This window comes from Pigmentiphaga sp. CHJ604 (assembly GCF_036972535.1).
Taxonomy (GTDB): Bacteria; Pseudomonadota; Gammaproteobacteria; order Burkholderiales; family Burkholderiaceae_B; genus Pigmentiphaga; species Pigmentiphaga daeguensis.
Window position 1 is genome coordinate 979,241 of sequence record NZ_CP136998.1, and the last position, 21,660, is coordinate 1,000,900.

General features: G+C 61.3%; 20 protein-coding genes. 6 read left to right on the forward strand and 14 right to left on the reverse strand.

Translation table 11 applies throughout. From position 1 onward, the window contains the following. Nucleotides 1–3: 3 nt before the first annotated feature. The 10 genes from R4823_RS04780 to R4823_RS04825 all read right to left on the reverse strand — a co-directional run bounded on the left by R4823_RS04780 (nucleotide 4) and on the right by R4823_RS04825 (nucleotide 12,204). Complete coding sequence (locus R4823_RS04780) at nucleotides 4–951, reverse strand: Gfo/Idh/MocA family oxidoreductase (RefSeq protein ID WP_338617706.1); 948 nt, start codon at nucleotides 949–951, stop codon at nucleotides 4–6. Then, nucleotides 948–2,000 carry an NAD-dependent epimerase/dehydratase family protein gene (locus R4823_RS04785; protein WP_338617707.1) on the reverse strand — a complete coding sequence of 351 codons (1,053 nt, stop codon included), beginning with the start codon at nucleotides 1,998–2,000 and terminating at the stop codon, nucleotides 948–950. The genes R4823_RS04780 and R4823_RS04785 overlap by 4 nt, the downstream gene beginning before the upstream one ends. A gap of 15 nt (nucleotides 2,001–2,015) precedes the next feature. Beyond that, on the reverse strand, nucleotides 2,016–3,293 hold the full coding sequence (tviB, locus tag R4823_RS04790; RefSeq protein WP_338617709.1) for a Vi polysaccharide biosynthesis UDP-N-acetylglucosamine C-6 dehydrogenase TviB: 1,278 nt from the start codon (nucleotides 3,291–3,293) through the stop codon (nucleotides 2,016–2,018). Between the two features lie 26 nt (nucleotides 3,294–3,319). Further along, a complete protein-coding gene (locus tag R4823_RS04795; protein ID WP_338617710.1) occupies nucleotides 3,320–4,456 on the reverse strand; it encodes a glycosyltransferase family 4 protein in 1,137 nt (378 codons plus the stop codon). Continuing rightward, complete coding sequence (locus R4823_RS04800) at nucleotides 4,453–5,655, reverse strand: DegT/DnrJ/EryC1/StrS aminotransferase family protein (protein WP_338617711.1); 1,203 nt, start codon at nucleotides 5,653–5,655, stop codon at nucleotides 4,453–4,455. Before R4823_RS04800 ends, R4823_RS04795 begins: the two co-directional genes overlap by 4 nt. Further along, nucleotides 5,649–6,290: an acetyltransferase gene (locus R4823_RS04805; RefSeq protein ID WP_338617712.1), complete on the reverse strand. Its 642-nt coding sequence runs from the start codon at nucleotides 6,288–6,290 to the stop codon at nucleotides 5,649–5,651. The genes R4823_RS04800 and R4823_RS04805 overlap by 7 nt, the downstream gene beginning before the upstream one ends. Next, nucleotides 6,287–6,883 (reverse strand): sugar transferase, encoded by a 597-nt coding sequence (locus R4823_RS04810; protein WP_338617714.1) that lies wholly within the window; start codon nucleotides 6,881–6,883, stop codon nucleotides 6,287–6,289. Before R4823_RS04810 ends, R4823_RS04805 begins: the two co-directional genes overlap by 4 nt. 58 nt (nucleotides 6,884–6,941) lie before the next feature. Continuing rightward, a complete protein-coding gene (locus R4823_RS04815) occupies nucleotides 6,942–8,936 on the reverse strand; it encodes a nucleoside-diphosphate sugar epimerase/dehydratase (protein ID WP_338617715.1) in 1,995 nt (664 codons plus the stop codon). Nucleotides 8,937–9,397: 461 nt separating this feature from the next. After that, nucleotides 9,398–10,741: a phosphoglucosamine mutase gene (gene glmM / locus R4823_RS04820; protein ID WP_338617717.1), complete on the reverse strand. Its 1,344-nt coding sequence runs from the start codon at nucleotides 10,739–10,741 to the stop codon at nucleotides 9,398–9,400. A gap of 365 nt (nucleotides 10,742–11,106) precedes the next feature. Continuing rightward, the gene (locus R4823_RS04825) at nucleotides 11,107–12,204 is read right to left on the reverse strand and encodes a glycosyltransferase (protein ID WP_132978980.1); all 1,098 of its coding nucleotides are present in this window, start codon (nucleotides 12,202–12,204) and stop codon (nucleotides 11,107–11,109) included. 355 nt (nucleotides 12,205–12,559) lie between these two features. Between R4823_RS04825 and R4823_RS04830 the strand changes: the two genes are divergently transcribed. The 6 genes from R4823_RS04830 to R4823_RS04855 all read left to right on the forward strand — a co-directional run bounded on the left by R4823_RS04830 (nucleotide 12,560) and on the right by R4823_RS04855 (nucleotide 18,675). After that, nucleotides 12,560–13,966 carry a phosphomannomutase/phosphoglucomutase gene (locus R4823_RS04830; RefSeq protein ID WP_338617719.1) on the forward strand — a complete coding sequence of 469 codons (1,407 nt, stop codon included), beginning with the start codon at nucleotides 12,560–12,562 and terminating at the stop codon, nucleotides 13,964–13,966. Between the two features lie 11 nt (nucleotides 13,967–13,977). Next, nucleotides 13,978–15,573, forward strand: coding sequence for a glucose-6-phosphate isomerase (gene pgi, locus R4823_RS04835; RefSeq protein ID WP_338617722.1), 1,596 nt, complete (start codon nucleotides 13,978–13,980; stop codon nucleotides 15,571–15,573). Nucleotides 15,574–15,626: 53 nt separating this feature from the next. Further along, nucleotides 15,627–15,917, forward strand: coding sequence for a nucleotidyltransferase family protein (locus R4823_RS04840; protein ID WP_087840889.1), 291 nt, complete (start codon nucleotides 15,627–15,629; stop codon nucleotides 15,915–15,917). Continuing rightward, nucleotides 15,914–16,300 (forward strand): DUF86 domain-containing protein, encoded by a 387-nt coding sequence (locus tag R4823_RS04845; RefSeq protein ID WP_132978978.1) that lies wholly within the window; start codon nucleotides 15,914–15,916, stop codon nucleotides 16,298–16,300. Before R4823_RS04840 ends, R4823_RS04845 begins: the two co-directional genes overlap by 4 nt. Nucleotides 16,301–16,378: 78 nt before the next feature. Then, entirely contained in the window at nucleotides 16,379–17,356 is a 978-nt protein-coding gene (gene waaC, locus R4823_RS04850; RefSeq protein WP_087840888.1) for a lipopolysaccharide heptosyltransferase I, read from the forward strand. Then, nucleotides 17,356–18,675, forward strand: coding sequence for a 3-deoxy-D-manno-octulosonic acid transferase (locus R4823_RS04855; protein WP_338617730.1), 1,320 nt, complete (start codon nucleotides 17,356–17,358; stop codon nucleotides 18,673–18,675). The genes waaC and R4823_RS04855 overlap by 1 nt, the downstream gene beginning before the upstream one ends. A gap of 31 nt (nucleotides 18,676–18,706) precedes the next feature. On the opposite strand, the gene R4823_RS04860 is transcribed toward R4823_RS04855, so the two are convergent. The 4 genes from R4823_RS04860 to R4823_RS04875 all read right to left on the reverse strand — a co-directional run bounded on the left by R4823_RS04860 (nucleotide 18,707) and on the right by R4823_RS04875 (nucleotide 21,571). Next, complete coding sequence (locus R4823_RS04860; RefSeq protein ID WP_087840886.1) at nucleotides 18,707–19,027, reverse strand: helix-turn-helix transcriptional regulator; 321 nt, start codon at nucleotides 19,025–19,027, stop codon at nucleotides 18,707–18,709. 17 nt (nucleotides 19,028–19,044) lie between these two features. Further along, the gene (locus R4823_RS04865) at nucleotides 19,045–19,401 is read right to left on the reverse strand and encodes a type II toxin-antitoxin system RelE/ParE family toxin (protein WP_087840885.1); all 357 of its coding nucleotides are present in this window, start codon (nucleotides 19,399–19,401) and stop codon (nucleotides 19,045–19,047) included. A gap of 153 nt (nucleotides 19,402–19,554) precedes the next feature. Next, nucleotides 19,555–20,499 (reverse strand): LysR substrate-binding domain-containing protein, encoded by a 945-nt coding sequence (locus tag R4823_RS04870; protein ID WP_338617733.1) that lies wholly within the window; start codon nucleotides 20,497–20,499, stop codon nucleotides 19,555–19,557. 115 nt (nucleotides 20,500–20,614) lie between these two features. Further along, nucleotides 20,615–21,571 (reverse strand): LysR family transcriptional regulator, encoded by a 957-nt coding sequence (locus tag R4823_RS04875; protein WP_338617734.1) that lies wholly within the window; start codon nucleotides 21,569–21,571, stop codon nucleotides 20,615–20,617. Between the last annotated feature and the right edge of the window lie 89 nt (nucleotides 21,572–21,660).

Sequence of the window (21,660 nt, forward strand, 5' to 3'; positions counted from 1 at the left end):
CGTTTATATTGAATTTAAGAAGGGATGATAGTCGCCAGTCTTTCCCAGGGGGGCGAGTGTGCGAATTGCAGCAACTGTTTCGATCGCTGTTCGGTTTTCTTCTAAGCCGAATCCGCGGCCTGCGAGAATTTCTTCGTAACTTCTTATATGGAGATCAGTAAAGCCTCCTGAGAACTCGATCTCTTCGCCGCCTACAGTAATCGACCGATAGGTGCGTTGACCTTTGGCATGTAAACTCTTGGGAACGTCCTCTGCATCAACGGATAAGAACCATTGCACTCTAGCCTTCTCGTACTCTAGGTAGCCTGCGGCTTTTGTTTCGGAGCTGTAATGAACTTTGTTGTCCTGAAGCGCTCCGAAGACAAAATGGAGCATGTCAAAAAAATGAACCCCAATGTTAGTGGCTATTCCCCCCGATTTTTTTTCATCACCTTTCCATGATTGGAGGTACCATTGTCCTCTGGATGTAATGTAGGTTAATTGCACATCTTGTTTTGAATTGCTATTTCCAGATTGTATTTTTTCTCGCAACGCCTGGATTGCTGGGTGAACTCGTAATTGCAGAATCGTACTGACTTTTTTGCCAGTATCTTTTTCAATTTCTTTCAAGCCGTCAATATTCCAGGGATTGAGGACCAGAGGTTTTTCACAAATAGCGTCTGCTCCAGATCGCAACGCGAAACGCATATGAGAGTCGTGGAGGTAATTGGGCGAACAAATGGAGACGAAGTCAACTTTCTTGGCATCATTCGCTCGACGAAGCTTATCCAAATGGCGATCAAAGCGTTCAAATTCTGTGAAAAAATTGGAGTCAGGGAAGTGACTATCTATGATCCCAACGGAGTCATTAGGGTCAAATGCAGCAACTAAATTATTCCCTGTGGCGCTGATCGCTTGCATATGTCGCGGGGCGATATAACCTGCGGCTCCAATCAAAGCGAAGTTTTTCATTTTTTCTCACTCGGGTTTTCAGATTTATGACTATCGATATACCATTGCACCGCGCTTCTTAGGCCTTTCCTGATGTCAAAATCAGGGGAGTACTGGAGCAGTTGACGGGCTTTATCGATATTCGCAAGAGAATGGAGTACATCTCCATCTCTAAAGGCTCGATGAATAGGCGCTTTCGTATAGATGACGCCGCGTTCGTGCAAATTTCTTTGAAGCAGTTCAAACAGCTCAATCAGGGATGTCCTTTCGCCATAGGCTATGTTGTAGACTTCTCCATTTGCCTTATCGTCTTCATTGGTTGCCGCCAATAAATTGGCTTGAACAACGTTGTCGATGAAGCAAAAATCTCGACTAGTTGAGCCGTCGCCATTTATATGTATATCGGAGTTTTCCAGCATTGCGGCAATCCATTTTGGGATGACGGCGGCGTAGGCGCCGTTCGGATCCTGATGCTTGCCGAAGACATTGAAGTAACGCAAGCCAATGGATTGAAAGCCGTAGCATCGATTGAATACGTCTGCGTAGAGTTCATTGACATACTTAGTTACTGCGTATGGTGAGAGTGGCGCGCCGATTCTGTTTTCAATCTTTGGCAACGCAACGTGGTCGCCATATGTAGAGCTGCTCGCAGCATAGGTAAAGCTACGGACCTTCGCCTCTTTGGATGCAACTAAGATGTTGAGGAAACCGGTAATGTTGGTCGTGTTTGTTGTTAAGGGATCATTAATCGATCTTGGCACAGAACCCAAGGCCGCCTGATGGAGTACGTAGTCGACACCTAGGCATAATTTCTTGCACACTTCAAAATCTCGGATATCACCTTCGATGAACTCAAATTCATTCCATTGAGGTTCCGAGACAACTGCTTGGACATTTTTTAGATTGTTTTGATGTCCGGTTGAGAAATTATCGAGCCCAACTACTCGCTGATTTAATCGGAGCAGTTTTTCCAATATATTACTGCCAATAAAACCAGCTACGCCCGTTATCAGCCACGTTTTGGGATGAGCAAGAAGCTGAGTTTGAAGTTTTTCAAAGGGAGAGGTCATGTTATTGGGCTTAATTTATAAGCGGCCGTCGACAGCATCCTGCGGCAAGATGTGCTTCACGTCATAAATAACGCAATTTTTCTTGCCCAGTCCTCTGATCTTATCAACACCCCAGTCCGAGAATTCGGCATGACCTACCGCAATAATGATCGCGTCATAGGAGTTAGAGATTGGAGAGTCGATGAGCGTGAGCCCGTATTCGTGTTCTGCTTCTTTTCCATCGACCCACGGGTCGTAAATGTCAACGGAAGCATGAAAATTCTTCAATTCATGAATAATGTCAACCACCCGAGTATTTCTTAGATCCGGGCAGTTTTCCTTGAACGCCAATCCGAGAATGAGAATCTTTGCTGAAACTGGATTAATAGTTTTTTGAACGAGCAGGCGCAGCGTTTGGTTCGCCACGTAGGTGCCCATCCCGTCGTTGATTCGGCGACCGGCAAGTATGACTTCGGGATGATAACCAATCTCCTGAGCTTTGTGGGTGAGGTAGTAGGGATCCACACTAATGCAATGCCCTCCTACCAAGCCAGGGCGGAACGGAAGAAAATTCCATTTTGTTCCCGCGGCGTGAAGGACTTCTAACGTATCTATTCCTAATTTGTTAAAAATCAAGGCAAGTTCGTTGATAAGGGCTATATTGACATCTCGTTGTGTGTTTTCGATAACCTTCGCCGCTTCGGCCACTTTGATGGAAGAGGCTTTATGAGTTCCAGCCGTTATGATTGATTTGTAGAGCTCGTTAACAAAATCTGCTACCTTGGGGGTCGAGCCAGACGTTACTTTTAGAATTGATGCCACGCGATGCTGTTTATCCCCCGGATTAATTCTTTCAGGGCTGTAGCCAACGTAAAAGCCGTCGTTAAATTTGAGCCCAGAATTTTTCTCCAGAATTGGTACGCAGACTTCTTCTGTGGCACCTGGATAAACAGTCGACTCATAGATAACTATATCGCCTTGCTTCAAGACCGCAGCCAGCGTTTCACTTGCTCTAATCAGCGGGGTGAGATCAGGCCTTTTCGCTTGATCAATTGGTGTGGGGACTGTGACTATATACACGTTCGCGGCATGCAATTCGGCTGCGTTGTCGGTATATCTAAGATGAGGGGCCATCTGAAGTTCGCTAGCAGAAACCTCAAGCGTGCTATCGTGGCCCAGAGCAAGTTCTTCCACTCGCGCTTTCCGAATGTCATAGCCGATTGTTTGGTATTTTTTTCCAAACTCAACGGCCAAAGGCAGTCCTACATAGCCGAGACCGATGACAGCGATTGTTGTGGAGTTCAGATTTTGCATTTTTCTTTCTCGATAGTAAGGATTGTCTAGCGATTTTGGGGAACGATTTTGGTCGATTCTAGCAAAGCAAAGCTTACTGAGTTCGCGTCGTATTTTTGACAAGCGATTTTCCTGCTTTCCTGCCCGAATTTTTCGCGTAAATCGGGATCGAGGGCCAGATGAAGCATTGCTTCCGCTAGTGAAATGGGGTCTTGAGGTTGGACTAAGAAACCGTTGGTTCCATTTACGACCGTTTCTCGGCAGCCCGGAGCATCTGTAGTTATAACAGGACGTCCCATGGCCATGGCTTCAAGTACCGATCGTGGGGTACCTTCTCGATAAGATGGTAGAACATATATACTGCTTTCTCGGATGACCTGGCGAACGTCATCAACGGTGCCCAGATAGTGAATAATCTTCGATTTCTGCCAATCGTCCACTTGATCGCTGGTAATCGCTGATGGATTTACATCGAATGGGCCGACAAGTAAGAAGGTTGCATCGACTCCTCGAGATTTAACTATTTTCGCCGCTTCTACATATTCGAGGATTCCTTTGTCTCTCAACAGACGGGCGATTAGCAGAAATACCGGATTTGGGGGAAGCGGGGCGACATGGAAATGCTGGGTGTCTACTCCAGAGCCGTTGACAATGGAACTTTTTTGCTCTGATTTAAGAATGCCTGAATTTTTAAAGAAATTCTGGTCATCTGGATTTTGAAAAAAAACATGCTCTGTACGCTGTAGGGCTTGTTTATAGAGAGTTTTAGAGGTGCTCTGAATCCAGGAGCGGGTACGGCCCTCTTTTGATTGGGTAAATGCATATCCTAAGCCAGTGATTAATGCGTAGCGGTAAGGCACTCTGCGAATCCAAGAGGCGAGGATTCCGTAAACTACAGGTTTTATGGTGTAGCAAATAACGTATTCTGGCTTTATTTTGCCTATTAATCGCCACAACTCGAAAAGAGTCCTAATGTCATCTGCGGGGTTGGACCCTGTTCGTTTCAGATGAAAAACATGATATTTGCCACCGATATCCAAAAAGAGTTTGGAGACTCTTTCGTTGTTATCAGCGGCACAGCCATGTACCTCGTATCCTCGGTTCGCTATGGCCTTGATGAGAGGCCATCTGAAGTTTATTAGGGACTGAGCGAGCCCGCCAATAATTAGTACCTTTTTCCTCATTGTTCGGACAAGGTTGGAGGTTTTTTTATGGAGGCTGCTTCCAAGATCGATGTTAGCGAGGAGCAGGTGGTTTTCATTTCAACGGCAGAGAGGGTAGGATGGACCAAGAACATCAGACTAGTCTCGCCCAATTCTGCTGCCCTAGGCAGGCGATTCGGTGGCCGATAGTCTGTGTGCGTGAATGCTTTTTCAAGATAAACCTCGGAGCATGATCCTTGATAGCAAGGTACTTTCTGCTCCGTCAGTGTTTGGACAACTCGGTCCCGTGTCCAACCTACAGCAAGCTGCGCTGGTTTAACGAACAAGTAGTGTTTGTAAGCCGCGTGGTCAATGTAGGCGGGTACTTTGGGAATCCGTACGCATGTGAAGGCCTGGGCTGCTTCGTTGATTTGAGCAGAATAGGTTTGGCGCTGTTTGGTCCAGTCTGCCATTTTACGAAGTTGGATGCGACCTATTGCCGCCTGGATTTCGATCATTCGCCAATTGGTGCCGAAAGAGTCGTGTACCCATCGGAATCCTGGCGGATGCTGCCGTTCATACACCGCTTCCCATGATTTGCCGTGGTCCTTGTAGGCCCACATCTTGGACCACAAACCACGGTCATTGGTCGTGACCATCCCACCTTCCCCTCCTGTGGTCATGATCTTGTCCTGGCAGAAGGACCAGGCACCGATGTGGCCGATGCTACCGACAGGGCGGCCTTTGTACTTGGCCCCGTGGGCTTGTGCGCAGTCCTCAATTACGAAGAAACTCTTTTCTTCGGCCAAGGCCATGATAGGATCCATTTCGCAAGGCCAGCCGGCTAGATGAACGCATATCACGGCGCGGGTATTGGGAGTCAGAACCTCACGGATGCTTTCAGCCGTGATGTTCTGGCTATCCAGGTCGACGTCAGCGAATATCGGCCGCGCACCGGCGTTGACGATGCTCGAGGCAGACGCTAGGAAGGTGCGCGGGGTGACGATTACGTCGTCGCCAGGACCGATATTCAGCGCCTTCAGGGCAAGATCCAGCGCCACCGTTCCGTTGGCCAGCGCAATGGCATATTCCGTATGGCACCACGCCGCGAATTCCTTTTCGAATTCCCGGCATTCCTGTCCGGTCCAGTAATTGACCTTGTTAGACAGCAGCACCCGCTTGACGGCTTCCGCTTCCTCTTCGGTGAAGGAGGGCCAAGGGGAGAAGGGGGTATTCAGCATGTTGGCGTGGTCCTGTTCAAATCTTTGGCCGGGTTGCCCGCGGCGGTGATTCCGTCCGGCTGGGGGCTGACGACGACGGCGCCCACGCCTATCACGGCATGGGCGCCTATGGATATCTGTTGGCGGATGCCGGCGTTGGCGCCTATCCAACTGCAGGCGCCCACGGTGACGCCGCCCGCCAGGTTGGCGCCAGGGCTGATGTGGACGCCGTCGGCCACCTGGCAGTCGTGGTCCACGGTGGCGGCGGTGTTGACGATGCAGGCTTGCCCGATCCGGGCGCCTATGTTGACGACGGCTCCGGCGAACACGACGCTGCCCGAGCCCACGCCAGCATGGCGGCTGATTGTGGCGCGTGGATGAATGATGGTGGCCAGGCGGGCCCCCGCGGCGGCCAGCGTGTCCGTATTGGACAGCCGCACGCGGTTGGCGCCTATGCCCACCACGACGCCGTCGAATTCCTGGCACTGCTGGAGCAGGGCCGCCAGGTTGCCGACGATGGGCCAGGGGCCGCTGCTCTTCCGTTCGGGCCAGGCATCGTCGAAGAAGACGATTTCCTGCCATTGACCGCCGGCCTCGGCCGCATCCGCCACCACGCGGCCGTGGCCGCCCGCGCCCAATATGGCGAGTCGTTTCATGGGTTGTTGCCTCGGAAGCGTTCCATGGTGGCCTGGCCGTCGGCGCTGATGCCTTCGCGCACCAGCACCTTGCGCACGGTCATCCACAGGATTTTCACGTCCAGCCACAGCGAGCGGTTGTCCACGTACCAGATGTCCAGTTCGAATTTCTGCGGCCACGACAGGGCGTTGCGGCCGTTCACCTGGGCCCAGCCCGTTACTCCCGGCCGGACTTCGTGGCGACGCATCTGGCGCTGGTCATACAAGGGCAGATATTCCATCAGCAGCGGACGAGGGCCGACCAGGCTCATGTCTCCGCGCAGCACATTCCAGAGTTCGGGCAGTTCGTCCAGGCTGGTGCTGCGCAGGCGCTTGCCGAACGAGGTCAGGCGTTGATCGTCCGGCAGCGGTTGGCCGTCGGGGCCCTGGGCATCGCGCATGGAGCGGAACTTGACCATCTGGAAGGGCTTGCCGTCCAGGCCGGGGCGGATCTGGCGGAAGAACACCGGCGAACCCAGTTTCCGCCGGATCGCGATGCACAGCACCAGGATGACGGGACTGAGGATGAGTAGGGCGATTGCCGCCAGGACGATGTCGAAAGCGCGTTTTGCCATGAAAAAGGGCCTTCGGAACGAAGGCTGTGGGTACGGTTACGGTCCAGTATAGAGAGGCTTAGGCCGGATGGCCCACGGCGACGTCTCGTTTGCTCTCGTACGAGGCCAGCGGGGCACGCGCCGCCTTGTTTTCCCAGGTGCTGGCCGGGCTGGCTGCAAGCTCGTTCTGCCCGGTAGGTCTATCGCTCAGCAGCGAGTAGGGCGTGTACTCCGGCACCAGCTTCTGCAGGGCCATACGGATGTCCAGGGCGGAACCGTTGTCGCAGGCCGTATGCAGGGTTTCCAGCAGGGATTCGAGCTGGCCCAGGGTCAGGTAGTGTTCGCGCGAGCACAGGATGCGCGGATGGTCGCTGGGGATGGTGTCGCCGCCTATCAGCAGTTCCTCGTACAGCTTTTCCCCCGGCCGCAGGCCTACCACCTTGATTTCGATGTGGCCGTTGGGGCTGTCCGCGTTTTTCTCGGTCAGGCCCGACATCTGGATCATGGTGCGGGCCAGGTCGATGATCTTGACCGGTTCGCCCATGTCCAGCACGAAGACTTCGCCGCCGCGGGCCATGGCGCCGGCCTGGATGACGAGCTGCGCCGCTTCGGGGATCAGCATGAAGTAGCGGGTGACGTCGGCATGGGTGACCGTGATGGGGCCGCCGCGCTGGATCTGGTTGCGGAACAGCGGTACGACCGATCCGGACGAGCCCAGCACGTTGCCGAAGCGCACCATGCTGAATACGGTGCGGTTGTTGGGCCGCAGGGCGAAGGCCTGGAAGATGAGTTCGGCGCAGCGCTTACTGGCGCCCATGACGTTGGGCGGGCGCACGGCCTTGTCGGTGGAGATCAGGACGCAGGTCTCGATGTTGTTCTGGGCGGCGGCCATGGCTACGGACCAGGTGCCCAGCACGTTGTTGCGTATGCCGGCCGCCATGTTGTTTTCCACCAGCGGCACGTGCTTGTAGGCGGCGGCATGGTAGATGGTGTCGACGCGGTGCTCGCGCACGATGCGGCTGACCAGTTCGGTGTCGCACACGCTGCCCATGTAGGCCGACAGCTGGGTGGCGGGGAAGCGCTCGCGCAGTTCGTGCTCGATGGCGTACAGCGCGTATTCGGAATGGTCCAGCAGGACGAGATGGTCGGGTTTTTGCGACTCGATCTGGCGGCACAGTTCGCTGCCTATGGAGCCGCCGGCGCCCGTGACCAGGACCGACTTGCCGGTGACGCATTTGGAAAACAGGTCGCGCCGCGGCGGGACGGGCTTGCGGCCCAGCAGGTCCTCGACCTGGATTTCGCGGATGGCGCTTTCCAGCACCTTGCCTTCCACCATTTCCGCCATGGTGGGCAGGGTGCGCACCGGGATGCCCAGGCTGGACAAACGGTTGACGATGGTGCGCCGGCGCTCGGGCGATGCCGAGGGAATGGCCAGGATGACCTGCTGGATCTCGTGCTTGCGCACGATGTCGTTGAGTCGGCTGAGCGCATAGACGCGCAGGCCGCCCACGTGTTTATTGGCCAGGCGCTTGTCGTCGTCGAAGAAGCAGATGGGCGTGTAGGCGTGGCTGGTGCGCATGGCGACAGCCAGCTGGAACCCGGCTTCCCCGGCGCCGTAGATGGCGACACGCGGCGCCACGATGTGCTGGCGCAGCGGCGTGCGCAGCAGATGGCGCGCGCCGAAGCGGGAAATGACGACGTACGAGAAGGCGATGAACCAGTAGATCAGCAGCGTGCCGCGCGGCGGCGCCGGCAGGTTGAACAGCACGCATCCGATATAGGTGCCGATGGCCAGCACCGCCAGGCCGATACCCGTGGAGCGCAGCATGGAAATATCCATGTAGCGGACCACGTTGCGATACAGGCCGCACAGGTAGAAAACGGGAATCGCGGCTAGCGCCATGATGATGGGCGCGCTGACGCCGTAGCGCTGCAGGATGACCGCATCGCCCAGCCGCAGGTAGAACGCCGCGATCAGGCTGGCGGGCAGCGCGATCGCATCAGCGATCACCATGACCGCGATTTTTTGCGGTCTGGACAGGGAAAGAAGAAAGTCGCGTAGTTTCGTCTGCATGATTACCTTGTACCAATCCGATCGCGGATCGCGAGTCCGGCCCCCGGGGGATGCACACCCCTTTGCGACTCGTTCCCCATCGACTGCCCGGCAGGAAGACAGTTGGCACTCGGTAGTGCGGCGGCGGTATTTTGGTTGGCGCGTCCCATTGCATCAATCCCCGGTTTGGGGGATTGCGGAAAGCCGGCATGCGGTCTTTCTGGTGGATTCTGGACGGTCTGAAAGATTAGCATGTCGCGATGCGCCTATCGTGGGAAACCGGAAAAAGATTGCATCAGTTTGTGCATGCGCGAAATGGTCAATCTCATTTTTGAGAAATACGAAACGTAGCGATCATGTGCCGGTTGCCTGATTGCTTCGTCGATTTCCTGCTCCTCTTTTGCCGCGCTGTCCTGGTCTTGCCGCCCCGGATCCGTAATATATATATGGATATTATGGATCCGGACCGGTCGACTGACGGATCAGGCCAGGCTGGTGGCCAGCCGGTCCACGCAGCGGACCGCCAGCATTTCCTCGTCGGCTTCCACCATCAGGCGGAGCTTAGGCTCGGTGCCCGAGGGACGGATCAGGACCCGGCCGCGGCCCTGCAGCGTGGCGGAGACTTCCCGGTAGGCCGCGGCCAGGCCGGGGTGGGATTCCCATTCCAGGTCGGGTTGCAGCTTCACGTTCACCAGCTTCTGCGGCAGCAGGTGCAGTTCCGAGGTCAGGGCCGGCAGGCCCTTGCCGCTGCGGCGCATGGCGGCCATGACCTGGAGCGCGGCGATGACGCCGTCGCCGGTGGAGTGGCGGTCCAGGCACAGGATGTGGCCAGAGCTTTCGCCGCCGAACAGCCAGCCCTTGTCCTGCAGGGCTTGCATCACGTTCTTGTCGCCAACGGGGGTGCGCACGAACGGGACGTCCAGTTCGGCCATGCGGCGCTCGAAGGCGTAGTTGGTCATGACGGTGCCCGCCACGCCGGCCACCGGGCCCTGGATCATGCGGTCGCGCACGATCACGTACAGCAGCTCGTCGCCGTTGTACATGCGGCCGCTGGCATCGACCATTTGCAGCCGGTCGGCGTCGCCGTCCAGGGCCACGCCCAGGTCGGCGCGGTGTTCCTTGACCTTCTCGGCCAGGGTTTCCGGATGGGTGGCGCCCACTTTTTCATTGATGTTGAAGCCGTTGGGCTCGCAACCGATGGGGATGACGGTGGCGCCCAGTTCCCGGAAGACGTTGGGCGCGATGTGGTAGGCGGCGCCGTGGGCCGCGTCGACCACGATCCGCAGGCCGTTCAGGTCCATTTCCGGGGGGAAGCTGGCCTTGCAGAATTCGATGTAGCGGCCGGCGGCGTCGTCCAGGCGCTTGACCCGGCCCAGTCCTTCGGAGGGCGTGCAGCCCATGGGCTGGTTCAGCGCCGCTTCGATGGCTTCTTCGGTCTGGTCGGGGAATTTGCTGCCCTGGGCCGAGAAGAACTTGATGCCGTTGTCGTCGAAGGGGTTGTGCGAGGCGCTGATGACGATGCCGGCGGACAGGCGCAGGGCGCGGGTCAGGTAGGCGACCGCCGGGGTGGGGATGGGGCCGGCCAGGACGACGTCCACGCCGGCGGCGGAAAGCCCGGCTTCCAGCGCGGATTCGAGCATGTATCCGGAAATGCGGGTGTCCTTGCCGATCAGGACGGACGGGCGGTGCCCGCGCGGGGCTTGGGCCAGGAGGACCTGGCCGGCGGCATGGCCCAGGCGCAGGGCGAAGGCGGGGTTGATGACCGCTCCGCCCACTTTGCCCCGGATGCCGTCGGTGCCGAAATATTTAACCTGTGTTGCAGCCATGATTTCTTCCGTGCGTTCTTATTGCCTCATGCTTCTTTGCTTGTCTGACGAGGAAAGCGACGCCTGGCGTTCCTTTTTATCGGAGCACCGGTAGAGACAGGCCGCCATGATTCCCCACTACGGCTTTTATGGAAATCTGCCGTTTAGCCAACGCAAGCCACACGGACGACAGCATAGGCGGGGAAGTATGACACTCCACTTCCGCTATGTAACAAAATACGGGAGATGGTCCCTAGAATGGGGTAATGCCCGGGGGCCGCGCACCGGGCCCCCTGGGATGACAGCGTTTACAATTTGTTACGCTGTTTAACTAATGTTCGGAGATTTGCGGTCTTTCCCCATCTGGGAAAGTCCCTGCGCTGGAGTCATTCCCTGGACCGGTGCAGGACGAGCCACCTGGGCGTGCGAAAGCGCACGATGGCTGTATACAGCCAAGTATAGACAGCGATGAACACAACGAGAAATAGCATTAACGCTAGTCCCCGGTCCCAGAACACGGTAGCCGGGACGATGGCGACCAGGCTGAGCGCCCACAAATAAGGGGACGTGACGGCGTTGCGCTGGGTCAGCAACTGCGCGTTGCGGGTGCCGATGGCCCAGCGGATGACCCGTTTGTAGATCAGCATGTGCAGGTGCACGCCGTCCGGCAGGCTGGGCGACATGCCGCGCAGATATTTCTTTCGATATATGGAAAATAGCGTCTCGAAGATGGGGTAGATGAACAGCAGCGCGGGATACCAGGCCGAGACCGCGGGATTGCGGACCACCAGCAGGATGCCCAGTTCGGCCAGCATGAAACCCAGGAAATAGGCGCCGCCGTCGCCCAGGAAAATCAGGCCGTAGGGATAATTCCATACCAGGAACCCCAGGATGGCGCCGATCATGAGCAGCGAGCCGGCCAGGATGAGGGGATCGTTGACCTTGAAGGCCACGTATCCCAGCGAGGCGAACATGGCGAGCGCCGCGGCGGCGGCCAGTCCGTTGAAGCCGTCGATGATGTTGACGGCGTTCACCATCGCGCCCACGCAGACGATGGCGGCCAGGCCGCCCACCGCCGGGATGGCCAGCCAGGCGTCGGCCAGGGGGATGTCGATGCGGGTGATGGTGGCCTGCAGCAAGACGGCCGCCAGCGCGGCCCCGGCGAACGCGCACAGCAGGCGGAGCGTCGGGCTGATGCGCTTGGTGAAGTCTTCGGCCAGCCCGATCCCGAAGACCACGGCCGAGCACAGCAACAGCAGGGCGAGGTCGATGGCCAGGGGGAAGTCACGCGAGGTCAGGGCGGCGACCGCCACCGTACAGCCGGTCACGATGCCCAGGCCGCCTATCCGCGGCACCGGCCGGACGTGGAATTTCTGGACGCCGTCCAGGTCATGGTCCGCCGCGGCGCTGTCGCGGTTGGCGAAGCGCACGATGAACATGGTCACGAGTAGGGAAACAATGAAACTGATCGTCAGATTGAGCATGCACGCTTGCCGCAGGTAGGCGCCGGTCCGTTGCCGGCGCAAAGGATTGTTTAGCCTGTTATTTGTATATCCGGCAACCGGGTCGTGTCACGCAATTGCAAGTGTCATGCGGTATCGCATAATTGTGGCGCCGTTACGCAGGGTTACGTCATACAAGAAAACAGGGTTTTCGTACCTTAACTTCATCTATAGTCCCGGTGAACTTTCCGGGGTTGGCACCGGACTATATCGCCTGGAAAGGCGGTGCATGGACACCTAAATTGGTTAGTGAGTGCTGATTGCGCGTTTTGCCCATGGTTGGCGGGCGCATCGCACCGCTGCGACTCATCGAACGAATCTGAACCAGGAGCATCCCGTGGGGACCAACGTCTCATCTTCACCCGCCGACATCGCCGCTTCCGCCTTCAAGGCCTATGACATCCGCGGCGTGGTCCCGTCCCCGCTCAGTCCGGAGTTCGCGCGTCGCCTGGGCGCGGCGCTGGCGCTGGAAGCGCAGCGGGCCGGCGTGCGGCAGGTGGTGGTCGGCCGCGACGGGCGCCTGAGCGGACCGGATCTGTCGCGGGCCTTGCAGGCCGGGCTGATGGCCGGCGGCATCGACGTGCTGGACGTGGGCATGGTGCCGACGCCGCTGGTCTATTACGCGGCCAACGTCAGCGGCACGGGGTCGGGCGTGGCGATTACCGGCAGCCACAACCCGCCGCAGTACAACGGGTTCAAGATGATGCTGGGCGGCACGACGCTGTACGGCGATGCCATTACCGCGCTGCGCGAGCCCATGGTGCAGAATGCCGGCGGCGACGCCGCCACGCCGGGTTCCCGCAAGGAATGGGACGCGGTGCCGGAATACCTGCAGCGCATCGTGGGCGACGTGAAGCTGGCCCGCAAGATGAAGATCGCGGTGGACGCGGGCAACGGCGTGGCCGGTCCGGTGGCGGTGCAGTTGTTCAAGGCGCTGGGCTGCGAGGTGGTGGAGCTGTACTGCGACGTGGACGGTACCTTCCCCAATCACCATCCGGATCCGGCCGATCCGCACAACCTGGAAGACCTGGTCCGCTGCCTGGCCGAGACCGATTGCGAGATCGGCCTGGCCTTCGACGGCGATGGCGACCGCCTGGGCGTGGTGACGAAGTCGGGGCAGATCATCTGGCCCGACCGGCAGTTGATCCTGTTCGCGCGCGACGTGCTGTCGCGCAATCCGGGCGCCGAGATCATCTATGACGTGAAGTGCAGCCGCTACGTGGCGCAGGAAGTGAAGGCCGCGGGCGGCAAGCCGCTGATGTGGAAGACCGGGCATTCGCTGGTCAAGGCCAAGCTCAAGGAAACCGGCGCGCCGCTGGCGGGCGAGATGAGCGGGCATATCTTCTTCAAGGAGCGCTGGTACGGTTTCGATGACGGCCTGTATACCGGCGCGCGGTTGTTGGAGATCGTGTCCCGCTCGGACAATCCGTTGGCCGTGCTGGAAGCCTTGCCGCAGGCCAAGTCCACGCCCGAACTGAAGATGGAGACCGCCGAGGGCGAGCAGTTCGAGGTGGTCAGGCGCCTGCAGCAGCAGGGGCAGTTCACCGGCGCGCGCGAGGTCATCACCATCGACGGCGTGCGGGTGGAATACGCGGATGGCTTCGGGCTGGCCCGTCCTTCGAACACGACGCCCGTGGTGGTGCTGCGGTTCGAGGCGGATGACGAGGCCGCGCTGGCCCGCATCCAGCAGGATTTCCGTACGCAGTTGCTGCGCGTCGCCCCCGACGCCAAGCTGCCGTTCTAAGGAGGGAGGCCATGCAGGAAGGGGCTCCCGCCGATCTGGCGTCCGTTGCGCCGTTGGCCGAGACGGCCGAATGGCGCGCCTTCGTCGAGGCCGCCCATCGGGCGGATCGTCGGGCGGGCACGCTGCGGGTGGTGGAGGCGGCCGGCCTGTCGGTGGACCTGAGTACCCAGGCGCAGTCCGACGAACTGGCGGCGGCCGGCGCAGCGCTGCTGGCCGCCCGCGACTTCGAGGCAGCGCGCGCGCGGCTGCTTGAAGGCGGCATCGCCAATTGCACGGAAAATCGCGCGGCCTGGCACACCGCGCTGCGGGCGGAAGAGCCGCCCGGGCGCGTGGCGGGCCGGGTGTTGGCCGAGCGCGACCGCGTGCGCGCCTTCGTGCGCCACGTGGACGCGGAAGGGCGCTTTGACAGCGTGGTGCACATCGGCATCGGCGGCAGCGACTGGGGCCCCAAGCTGGTGGTGGCCGCGCTGGGCTATGCGGGTACCCGCCGGCAGATGCGCTTCGTGTCCAATATCGACGGCCACGCCATCGAGGCCGGCCTGATCGGGCTCGACCCCCGGCGCACGCTGGTGGTGGTGTCGTCCAAATCGTTCAATACGACCGAGACGCTGCGCAACGCCGATTGCGCGCTGCGCTGGCTGCGCGAGTCCGGCATCGCCGATCCGTGGTCGCAGGTGGTGGCCGTGACGGCCAACCCCGACGCGGCCCGGGACATGGGCGTGGCGCCCGAGCGCATCTTCACCTTCTGGGACTGGGCGGGCGGCCGCTATTCGGTCTGGTCGGCCATCGGGCTGCCGATCGCGCTGGCCCTGGGCGCCGAGGCGCTCGATGGGCTGTTGCAGGGCGCGGCGGCCATGGACGCGCATTTCCTGAACGCGCCGCTGGCCGCCAATGCGCCGGTGCAGCTGGCGCTGGCGGGAGTGGCCAATCGCAACGTGTTCGGCTATGCCTCGCTGAACATCGCACCCTACGATGCGCGGCTGGTTCATCTCGTGCCCTATCTGCAGCAACTGGAAATGGAGTCGCTGGGCAAGTCGGTCGACCTCGAGGGCAGGCCCGTTACCGTGCCGACCGGGCCGGTGGTCTGGGGCATGCCGGGCACCGACGGCCAGCATACGTTCTTCCAATGGCTGCACCAGGGGCCGGAAGGCGCGCCGGTGGATTTCATCATCTGCCGCGAGGCGGATCACCCCTATCCGGAACACCACCGGCTGTTGGTGGCCAATTGCCTGGCCCAGCGCGAGGCGCTGCTGCGCGGCAAGTCCGCATCGGTGCTCGAGGCCGAGTTGGCGTCCAAGGAAAGCGATCCCGCGCGCGCGGCCTGGCTGGCGCGCCACAAGGCGCATCCCGGTGGCCGGCCCTCCACCCTGATCGTGCTGCCGCGCCTGAGCGGGCATGCGCTGGGCGCGCTGCTGGCGCTGTACGAGCACAAGGTGTTCGTGCAGGGGCTGGTGTGGGGCATCAACCCCTACGACCAGTGGGGCGTCGAGTACGGCAAGGTCCTGGCCACGGGTATTGCCCGGGAACTGGCCGGCAAGGGAACGGCGGACGGGCATGACGCGTCGACGGCGTATTGGGTGGCGCAGTGGGGCAATGGGGGGATGTAGGCAAGGTGCTCGCTTTTCGGCTATCGTGAAACCATTGTGTTGCGGGAGAGCGTATGAAACCCTCCGAAGCCCTGGCCTTGAACCGCGTCGCGATACGGCGTGTGGTCGAGTCTCATCGCGCCCGCAATGCTCGTGTATTCGGCTCCGTACTGCGCGGTAAGGATACGGATAGCAGCGACCTGGACATCCTCATCGATCCGACGCCGGAGACGACCCTATTTGACATCGGTGCGATCCGACACGAGTTGGGCAAGCTGTTGGGGGTGCCTGTGGATGTTCTTACTCCCAATGCGCTGCCAGATCGGTTCCGGGCCAAGGTGCTCGCGGAGGCTCGCCCGGTATGACTCGTGACCAGCAACGCTTGGTCGACTATCTCACGCATATCGTAGAAGCCATCGAACGCATCAACTACTACACCGGCGGCATGGACGAGGGCACGTTTCTGCGCGACCAACTCGTGCAGGATGCGGTGATTCGCAATTTCGAGATCATCGGCGAAGCCAGCAATAACATCGAGAAGCGCTATCCCGAATTTGCGGCGGCGCATCCGGAATTGCCTCTGTCGTTCGCCTACCAGATGCGCAACGCGCTTGCCCATGGCTATTTCAAGGTCGATTTTGAGATCGTCTGGAAGACGATCCAGCGCAGTCTTCCTGGGTTACTCGCTCAAGTTCGGGAGGCCTTGACCAGTATCCCTGGCCGGGGCATTGAAGGGATGGGGCCATGACCGCCCAGGTGGATCGGGTCCTTCCCTCCGGTTAAAATCCGCCCTTTCCACGCAGCCGGTTCCCGCCGGCTTTCGTCCGTGCCCCGTATTCTCCTCGTCAAGACCTCGTCCATGGGCGACATCGTCCATGCGCTGCCCGCCGTCTCCGATATCGTCCGCCACATGCCGGATGCGCAGGTCGATTGGGTGGCCGAAGAGGCATTCGCCGCCATCCCCGCCCTGCATCCGCGGCTGAACGCCGTCATTCCGGTGGCGCTGCGCCGTTGGCGCAAGACCTGGTGGTCGGCATCGGTAAGGGCCGAGCGGGCGGCCTTTCGCAAGCGGCTGCTCGAGCATCGGTATGACGCCGTGATCGACATGCAGGGGCTCTGGAAATCGGCGATGGTGGCGCGCATGGCGAACGGGCCGCTGCATGGCTGTGACCTGCGTTCGGCGCGCGATCCCTTCGCGTCCTTTTTTTATCAGCATCGCTACCGGGTGGTGTTCGAGCAGTCGGCAGTGGTGCGCATGCGGGAACTGGCCGCCTTTGCGCTGGGATACGACTTGGCGGGACCGCCGGATTTCGGCATCCGCGCCGAGCCGCCCGCGGGCTTGCCCGCGCGCTATGCCGCGATCATGCCGTCGGCCAGCCGGCCGACCAAGCTGTGGGCCGAGACGTCGTGGCGCATGGTGCTGGAGCGGCTGGCGGTGGCGGGGCATGCGCCGCTGGTGTTTGCGGGCACCGAAGACGAGGCGGCGCGGGCGCAGCGCCTGATCGCCGGCATTCCGGGCGCCCGGGCGCTGCCGCGCATGGGGCTGGCCGAGGTAGCCGGCGTGCTGGCGGGCGCATCGGTGGTGGTGGGGCTGGACAGCGGGCTGACACACCTGGCCGGGGCGCTGGGGCGGCCCACCATCGGCATCTACGCGGACTACGATCCGGCGCTGGCGCCGGTGACGGGTTCGGCCTTCACGGCCAGCCTGGGTGGGCGGGGAACGCCGCCTTCGTGCGAGCAGGTGCTGGCGGCCATCGGCCAGGCCCTGCCGGCCGAAGCGGCCGTGCCGGGAGCGGCGCGTTGATGCGGGGCGCCGTGCTGCAGGCCCTGTATTCGTCGTTGTGGCGGCTGGCCACGCCCTTCCTGCTGTGGCGCATCTGGCGCCGCGCACGGCGCGAGCCGGTGTACGGCGTCCATCCGGCCCAGCGTTTCGGTTTCTATGGCAGCGGCCGGCATGCGCCGGCGCGCGGCGGTTTCCGCGCCGCGCCGGTCTGGGTGCATGCGGTCAGCCTGGGCGAGACGCGCGCGGCGCAGCCGCTGGTCCGGGCACTGCTGGACCGGGGCCTGCCGGTCTTGCTGACTCACATGACGGCCACCGGCCGCACCGAAGGCGCGCGCCTGTTCGAGCAGGACATCGTGCAGGGCAGGTTGCGCCAGGCCTGGCTGCCCTACGACATGCCGGGCGCCGTGCACCGCTTCTACCGGTATTTCGCGCCGCGCTGCGGCCTGCTGGTCGAGACCGAGGTCTGGCCCAACCTGGTGGCGGGCGCGCGGCGCTACGCGGTGCCGATCGCCCTGGTCAGCGCGCGGTTGTCGGCTTCCTCCGCGCGCAAGACCATGCGGGTGGCCAGCCTGGCGCGCCGCACCTATGGACGCCTGGACGCCGTGCTGGCCCAGACCCGGGCCGACGCCGAGCGGCTGCGGCAGGTGGGCGCGCGCGATCCGCAGGTGGTGGGCAACTTGAAGTTCGACCTGCAACTGCCCTACGACCTGATGCAGGCCGGCGCCGCCTGGCGCCAGCGCCTGGGCCGGCCGGTCATCGCCTGGGCCAGCACGCGCGAGGGCGAGGAAGAGTCCATCCTGGCGGCGCTGCGCGACATGCCCCGCACGAAGGGCGGACAGGCGCCGCTGGCCGTGCTGATTCCCCGGCATCCCCAGCGGTTCGACGAGGTGGCGGCCATGGTGCTGGCCTCGGGCCTGTCCATGCGGCGCCGCTCGTCCATGCCCGGCATGCCGTTCGGTCCGATCGATCAGGACACCGCCGTGCTGCTGGGCGATAGCCTGGGCGAGATGCCTTTCTACTACACCGGCGCCGACGTGGCCATCGTGGGGGGCAGCTTCGCGCCGCTGGGCGGGCAGAACCTGATCGAAGCCGCTGCCTGCGGTGTGCCGGTCATCGTCGGTCCGCATACCTTCAATTTCGCGCAAGCCTCGGAAGATGCGATCGAAGCGGGCGCCGCATTGCGCGCGGACAGCGCCCAGGCCGCCTGGCGGCTCGCGCTGGAACTGATCGACGACGGCGACCGCCGCGCCGGCATGCGCGCCGCCGCGGGCCGGTTCAGCGCCACGCATACCGGCGCGACGCAGCGGGTGATGCGGGCGGTGGGGCCCTGGCTGGGGTGAGCGCCCATGGAGCTTCGCGTCGTGGCTTGTGTCAGGCCGCTACGGTGATTCCAGCCTGTTGGGCACGTCGAGCCGGACGAACGACGATTTCGACGTGTTGGTCCAGGGCTACCAACGCCTGCATCAGGCGCTCCAGAGAGATGTTCCGTAGCTTGTAGTTGCGGACCTGCGAGATCTTGGGCTGCGTCATGCCGGTGAGCTCGGCCGTTCGCGCCTGGGTGATATGAAGGTCATCGATCAGTCGATTGAGCTTCATTGCCAAAGACGCCTTGGCCGAAAGTTCCCCGGCGTCAGCGAAGCCAAGATCGAACAAGACATTGTCGGTGCCGCCTGATGGGGTTCCTGCATCCATGATCATTTCCTCGCATGTCAATGGCTCGCCTGTTCGCGTGCCAGCACGATTTTCCAGCGCTGGACGATCACGGCCACATCGGGTCTAGGCGTTGCAATGCCAGACACCGATTTTTTCTGAAACGCATGCAGCACATGAACGGCGTGTCGAAGGCGGATGGAGTAGACGACGCGGAAGGTGTCGGCACGATGATTTTCCTTCAGTTCGTATATCCCCGGGCCCAGCCCTTTCCACGGCCGGCATGACGCGGGCGTCAACCCTGATTGGACAACAAACAGCGCGATACCCATGTCTTTCTGTATGGGCAGCGGAAACTGCTTGAAGTCCTTTCTGGACGATCCTTCCCAATACAAGACTTTGCGTTTCTCTGTCATGAATTATATCTGTTCGGATATAAACAGGAAAATCCTGAAGAGGTGCCGTCGTACAAACACGGTCTTCAGGGCGCAAAGGTTATAGACAGGCCATCAGGGCAGGGGCTGGAAAACGTCTTCTTGTCCGATAGTGGAAGTGCCTATGAGCGGAGCTTAGGGTTCGCCTCTATGCTGCATCCCCGCCGCCGCGTCTTCCAGGCAGGCGATCATCAACTCCGCCCCGGGCGTCAGCCCTCGGTTCCGATTCCATAGCACGCCGCGCGGCCGCATCAGGTGCGGGAAGCTTAGCGGCAGCACCGCCAGCGGTTCCGACGCGTCGGCCGCGACGGCACCGGCCATGACGGCGATGGCGTCGGTGACGTGCAGGTAGGCGCGCGCCAGGTGCGTGGACAGGGTCTCGACGTAGTTGTTGGGCAGTGTCATGCCGTGTTCCTCCAGCGTGCGCTCCAGCGGCGCGCGCAGGATGCTGCCCGCGGGCGGCAGGATCCACGGGTAGGGCTGCAGGTCGGACCATTTCAGTCGCCTGCGCCGGGCCAGCGGGTGCTGGTGCCGCGTCATGAGCTGCACGGGGTCGTCCAGCAGTTCCCTTTCCTCGAACCCGTCGGCGGCGCTGCGCAGGGGCAGCCGGCCGACCACGAGGTCGACGCGGCCCTGCCAGAGTTCGGGCAGCAGGGTCTGGGCGGTGCCTTCGGTGACCAGCACGTTGGTGTGGGGGGAGCGCTGCTTGAGGATGGCGATGGCCTGCGGAAGCAGCATGGAGGTGGCGGCGGGGAAGGCGCCGATATGGATCTTGCCCACCGCGCCCGAGCTGAGCGAGTTGAGTTCGTCGCGCGCCTGATGCAGTTCGGTCAGCAGGGTACGGGCATGGCGCACCAGGCATTCGCCGTAGGCCGTGGGGCGCAGGCCCTGGGCGGTGCGGGTGAAAAGCTCCAGGCCCAGGCCTTTCTCGAGTTCGGCCAGGGCCTTGGAGACCGCGGGCACGGTGACGTGCGAGCTTTCGGCCACCTGCTTGAGATTGCCGTGGTCGTACAGCGCGGTGATGAGTCGGAGGTGGCGTGCCTTCAAGTTGATCTGGAGATACCAGTCGATCTGCGTCATGCCGCCCCCCGGGGTAAGGTCCGTTGCCGGTTGTTCAAGCCGGGGGATTTTACTCAACCGGCCCTGGCGTGCCGCGCAGGCTCGGCCTAACCGGAAGTTAAGGCCAAGTTGGCGATTACTGGCGTTGCCGGCGCCCGGGCGGACCGAACGAAGCCTGCCCCTTGATATCGGCCGCCACGGCTTCCACGTGGCGCACGAGCGCCGCGGCCTCGGGCGACAGGGGCCGGAGCGCCGAGTAGTACACCTCGGTCCAGAGCACGATGCGAGGCCGGAAGGGGCGCAGCACGATGTCGGAGAAGATGCCGCCCGCGAGCAGCAGGGGATTGATCAGGGCGATGCCGACCTGTTCGCGCACCAGGGCGCACGCCGCCAGCGAGTTCCTGGCCAGCACCGGTGCGCGCACGCGCACGCCGGATTCGTTGAGCGTGGCTTCGACCAGGATCGTGGTCGGCGAGTCGTCGGGCAGGGCGATCAGCGTTTCGCCCTGGAGATCGTCGGGGCGGACGAGCGCCCGGCCGGCCAGCCGGTGCCCCGGCGGCAGCGCCGCCATCAGGAGATCCTCCGATATCGTCCGCCGCTCGCACAACTCGAGGTTGCTGGCCGACTGTGGCAGCGGCTGGTTGGTGACGCCCACGTCGATTTCCTGGTGGGCGACCAGTTCCAGCGTGTCATGCGGCGTCTCGACCCGCAGGTCCACCTCCACGTCGGGCATCTCGCGCCGCAGCCGGCTGACGGCCTGGGGCACGATCGCGATCAGCGGCGGCGCGTGCGCGGCGATGGTCACCCGGCGCTGTTTGCCGCGCTCGAGTTCATAGGCCATGTCCAGGGCGAAATCCAGTTGCTGGGCCGCGCGGTTGGCATGGGGCAGCCATTGCTTGGCGGCGGCCGTGGGCCGCAGGCGCCCCCCGGAGCGATCGAACAAGGCCACGCCCGTTTCGCGCTCCAGGAGCCGGAGGATCTTGCTGACCGCGGGTTCGGACACGCCAAGCTTGAGGGCGGCCTCGGCCAGGCTGCGGCTTTTCATGACCGCCGCGAACACGCGCAGGTGGCGGCTGGTCAGGACACGGGGCATGGAAAGTTTGCCTTAACTGAAAGTTAAGTAAATGTAGGCAAAACCGAGGTGAACGGCAACCTACACTGGCTTTCCCCACACGCCCCGCG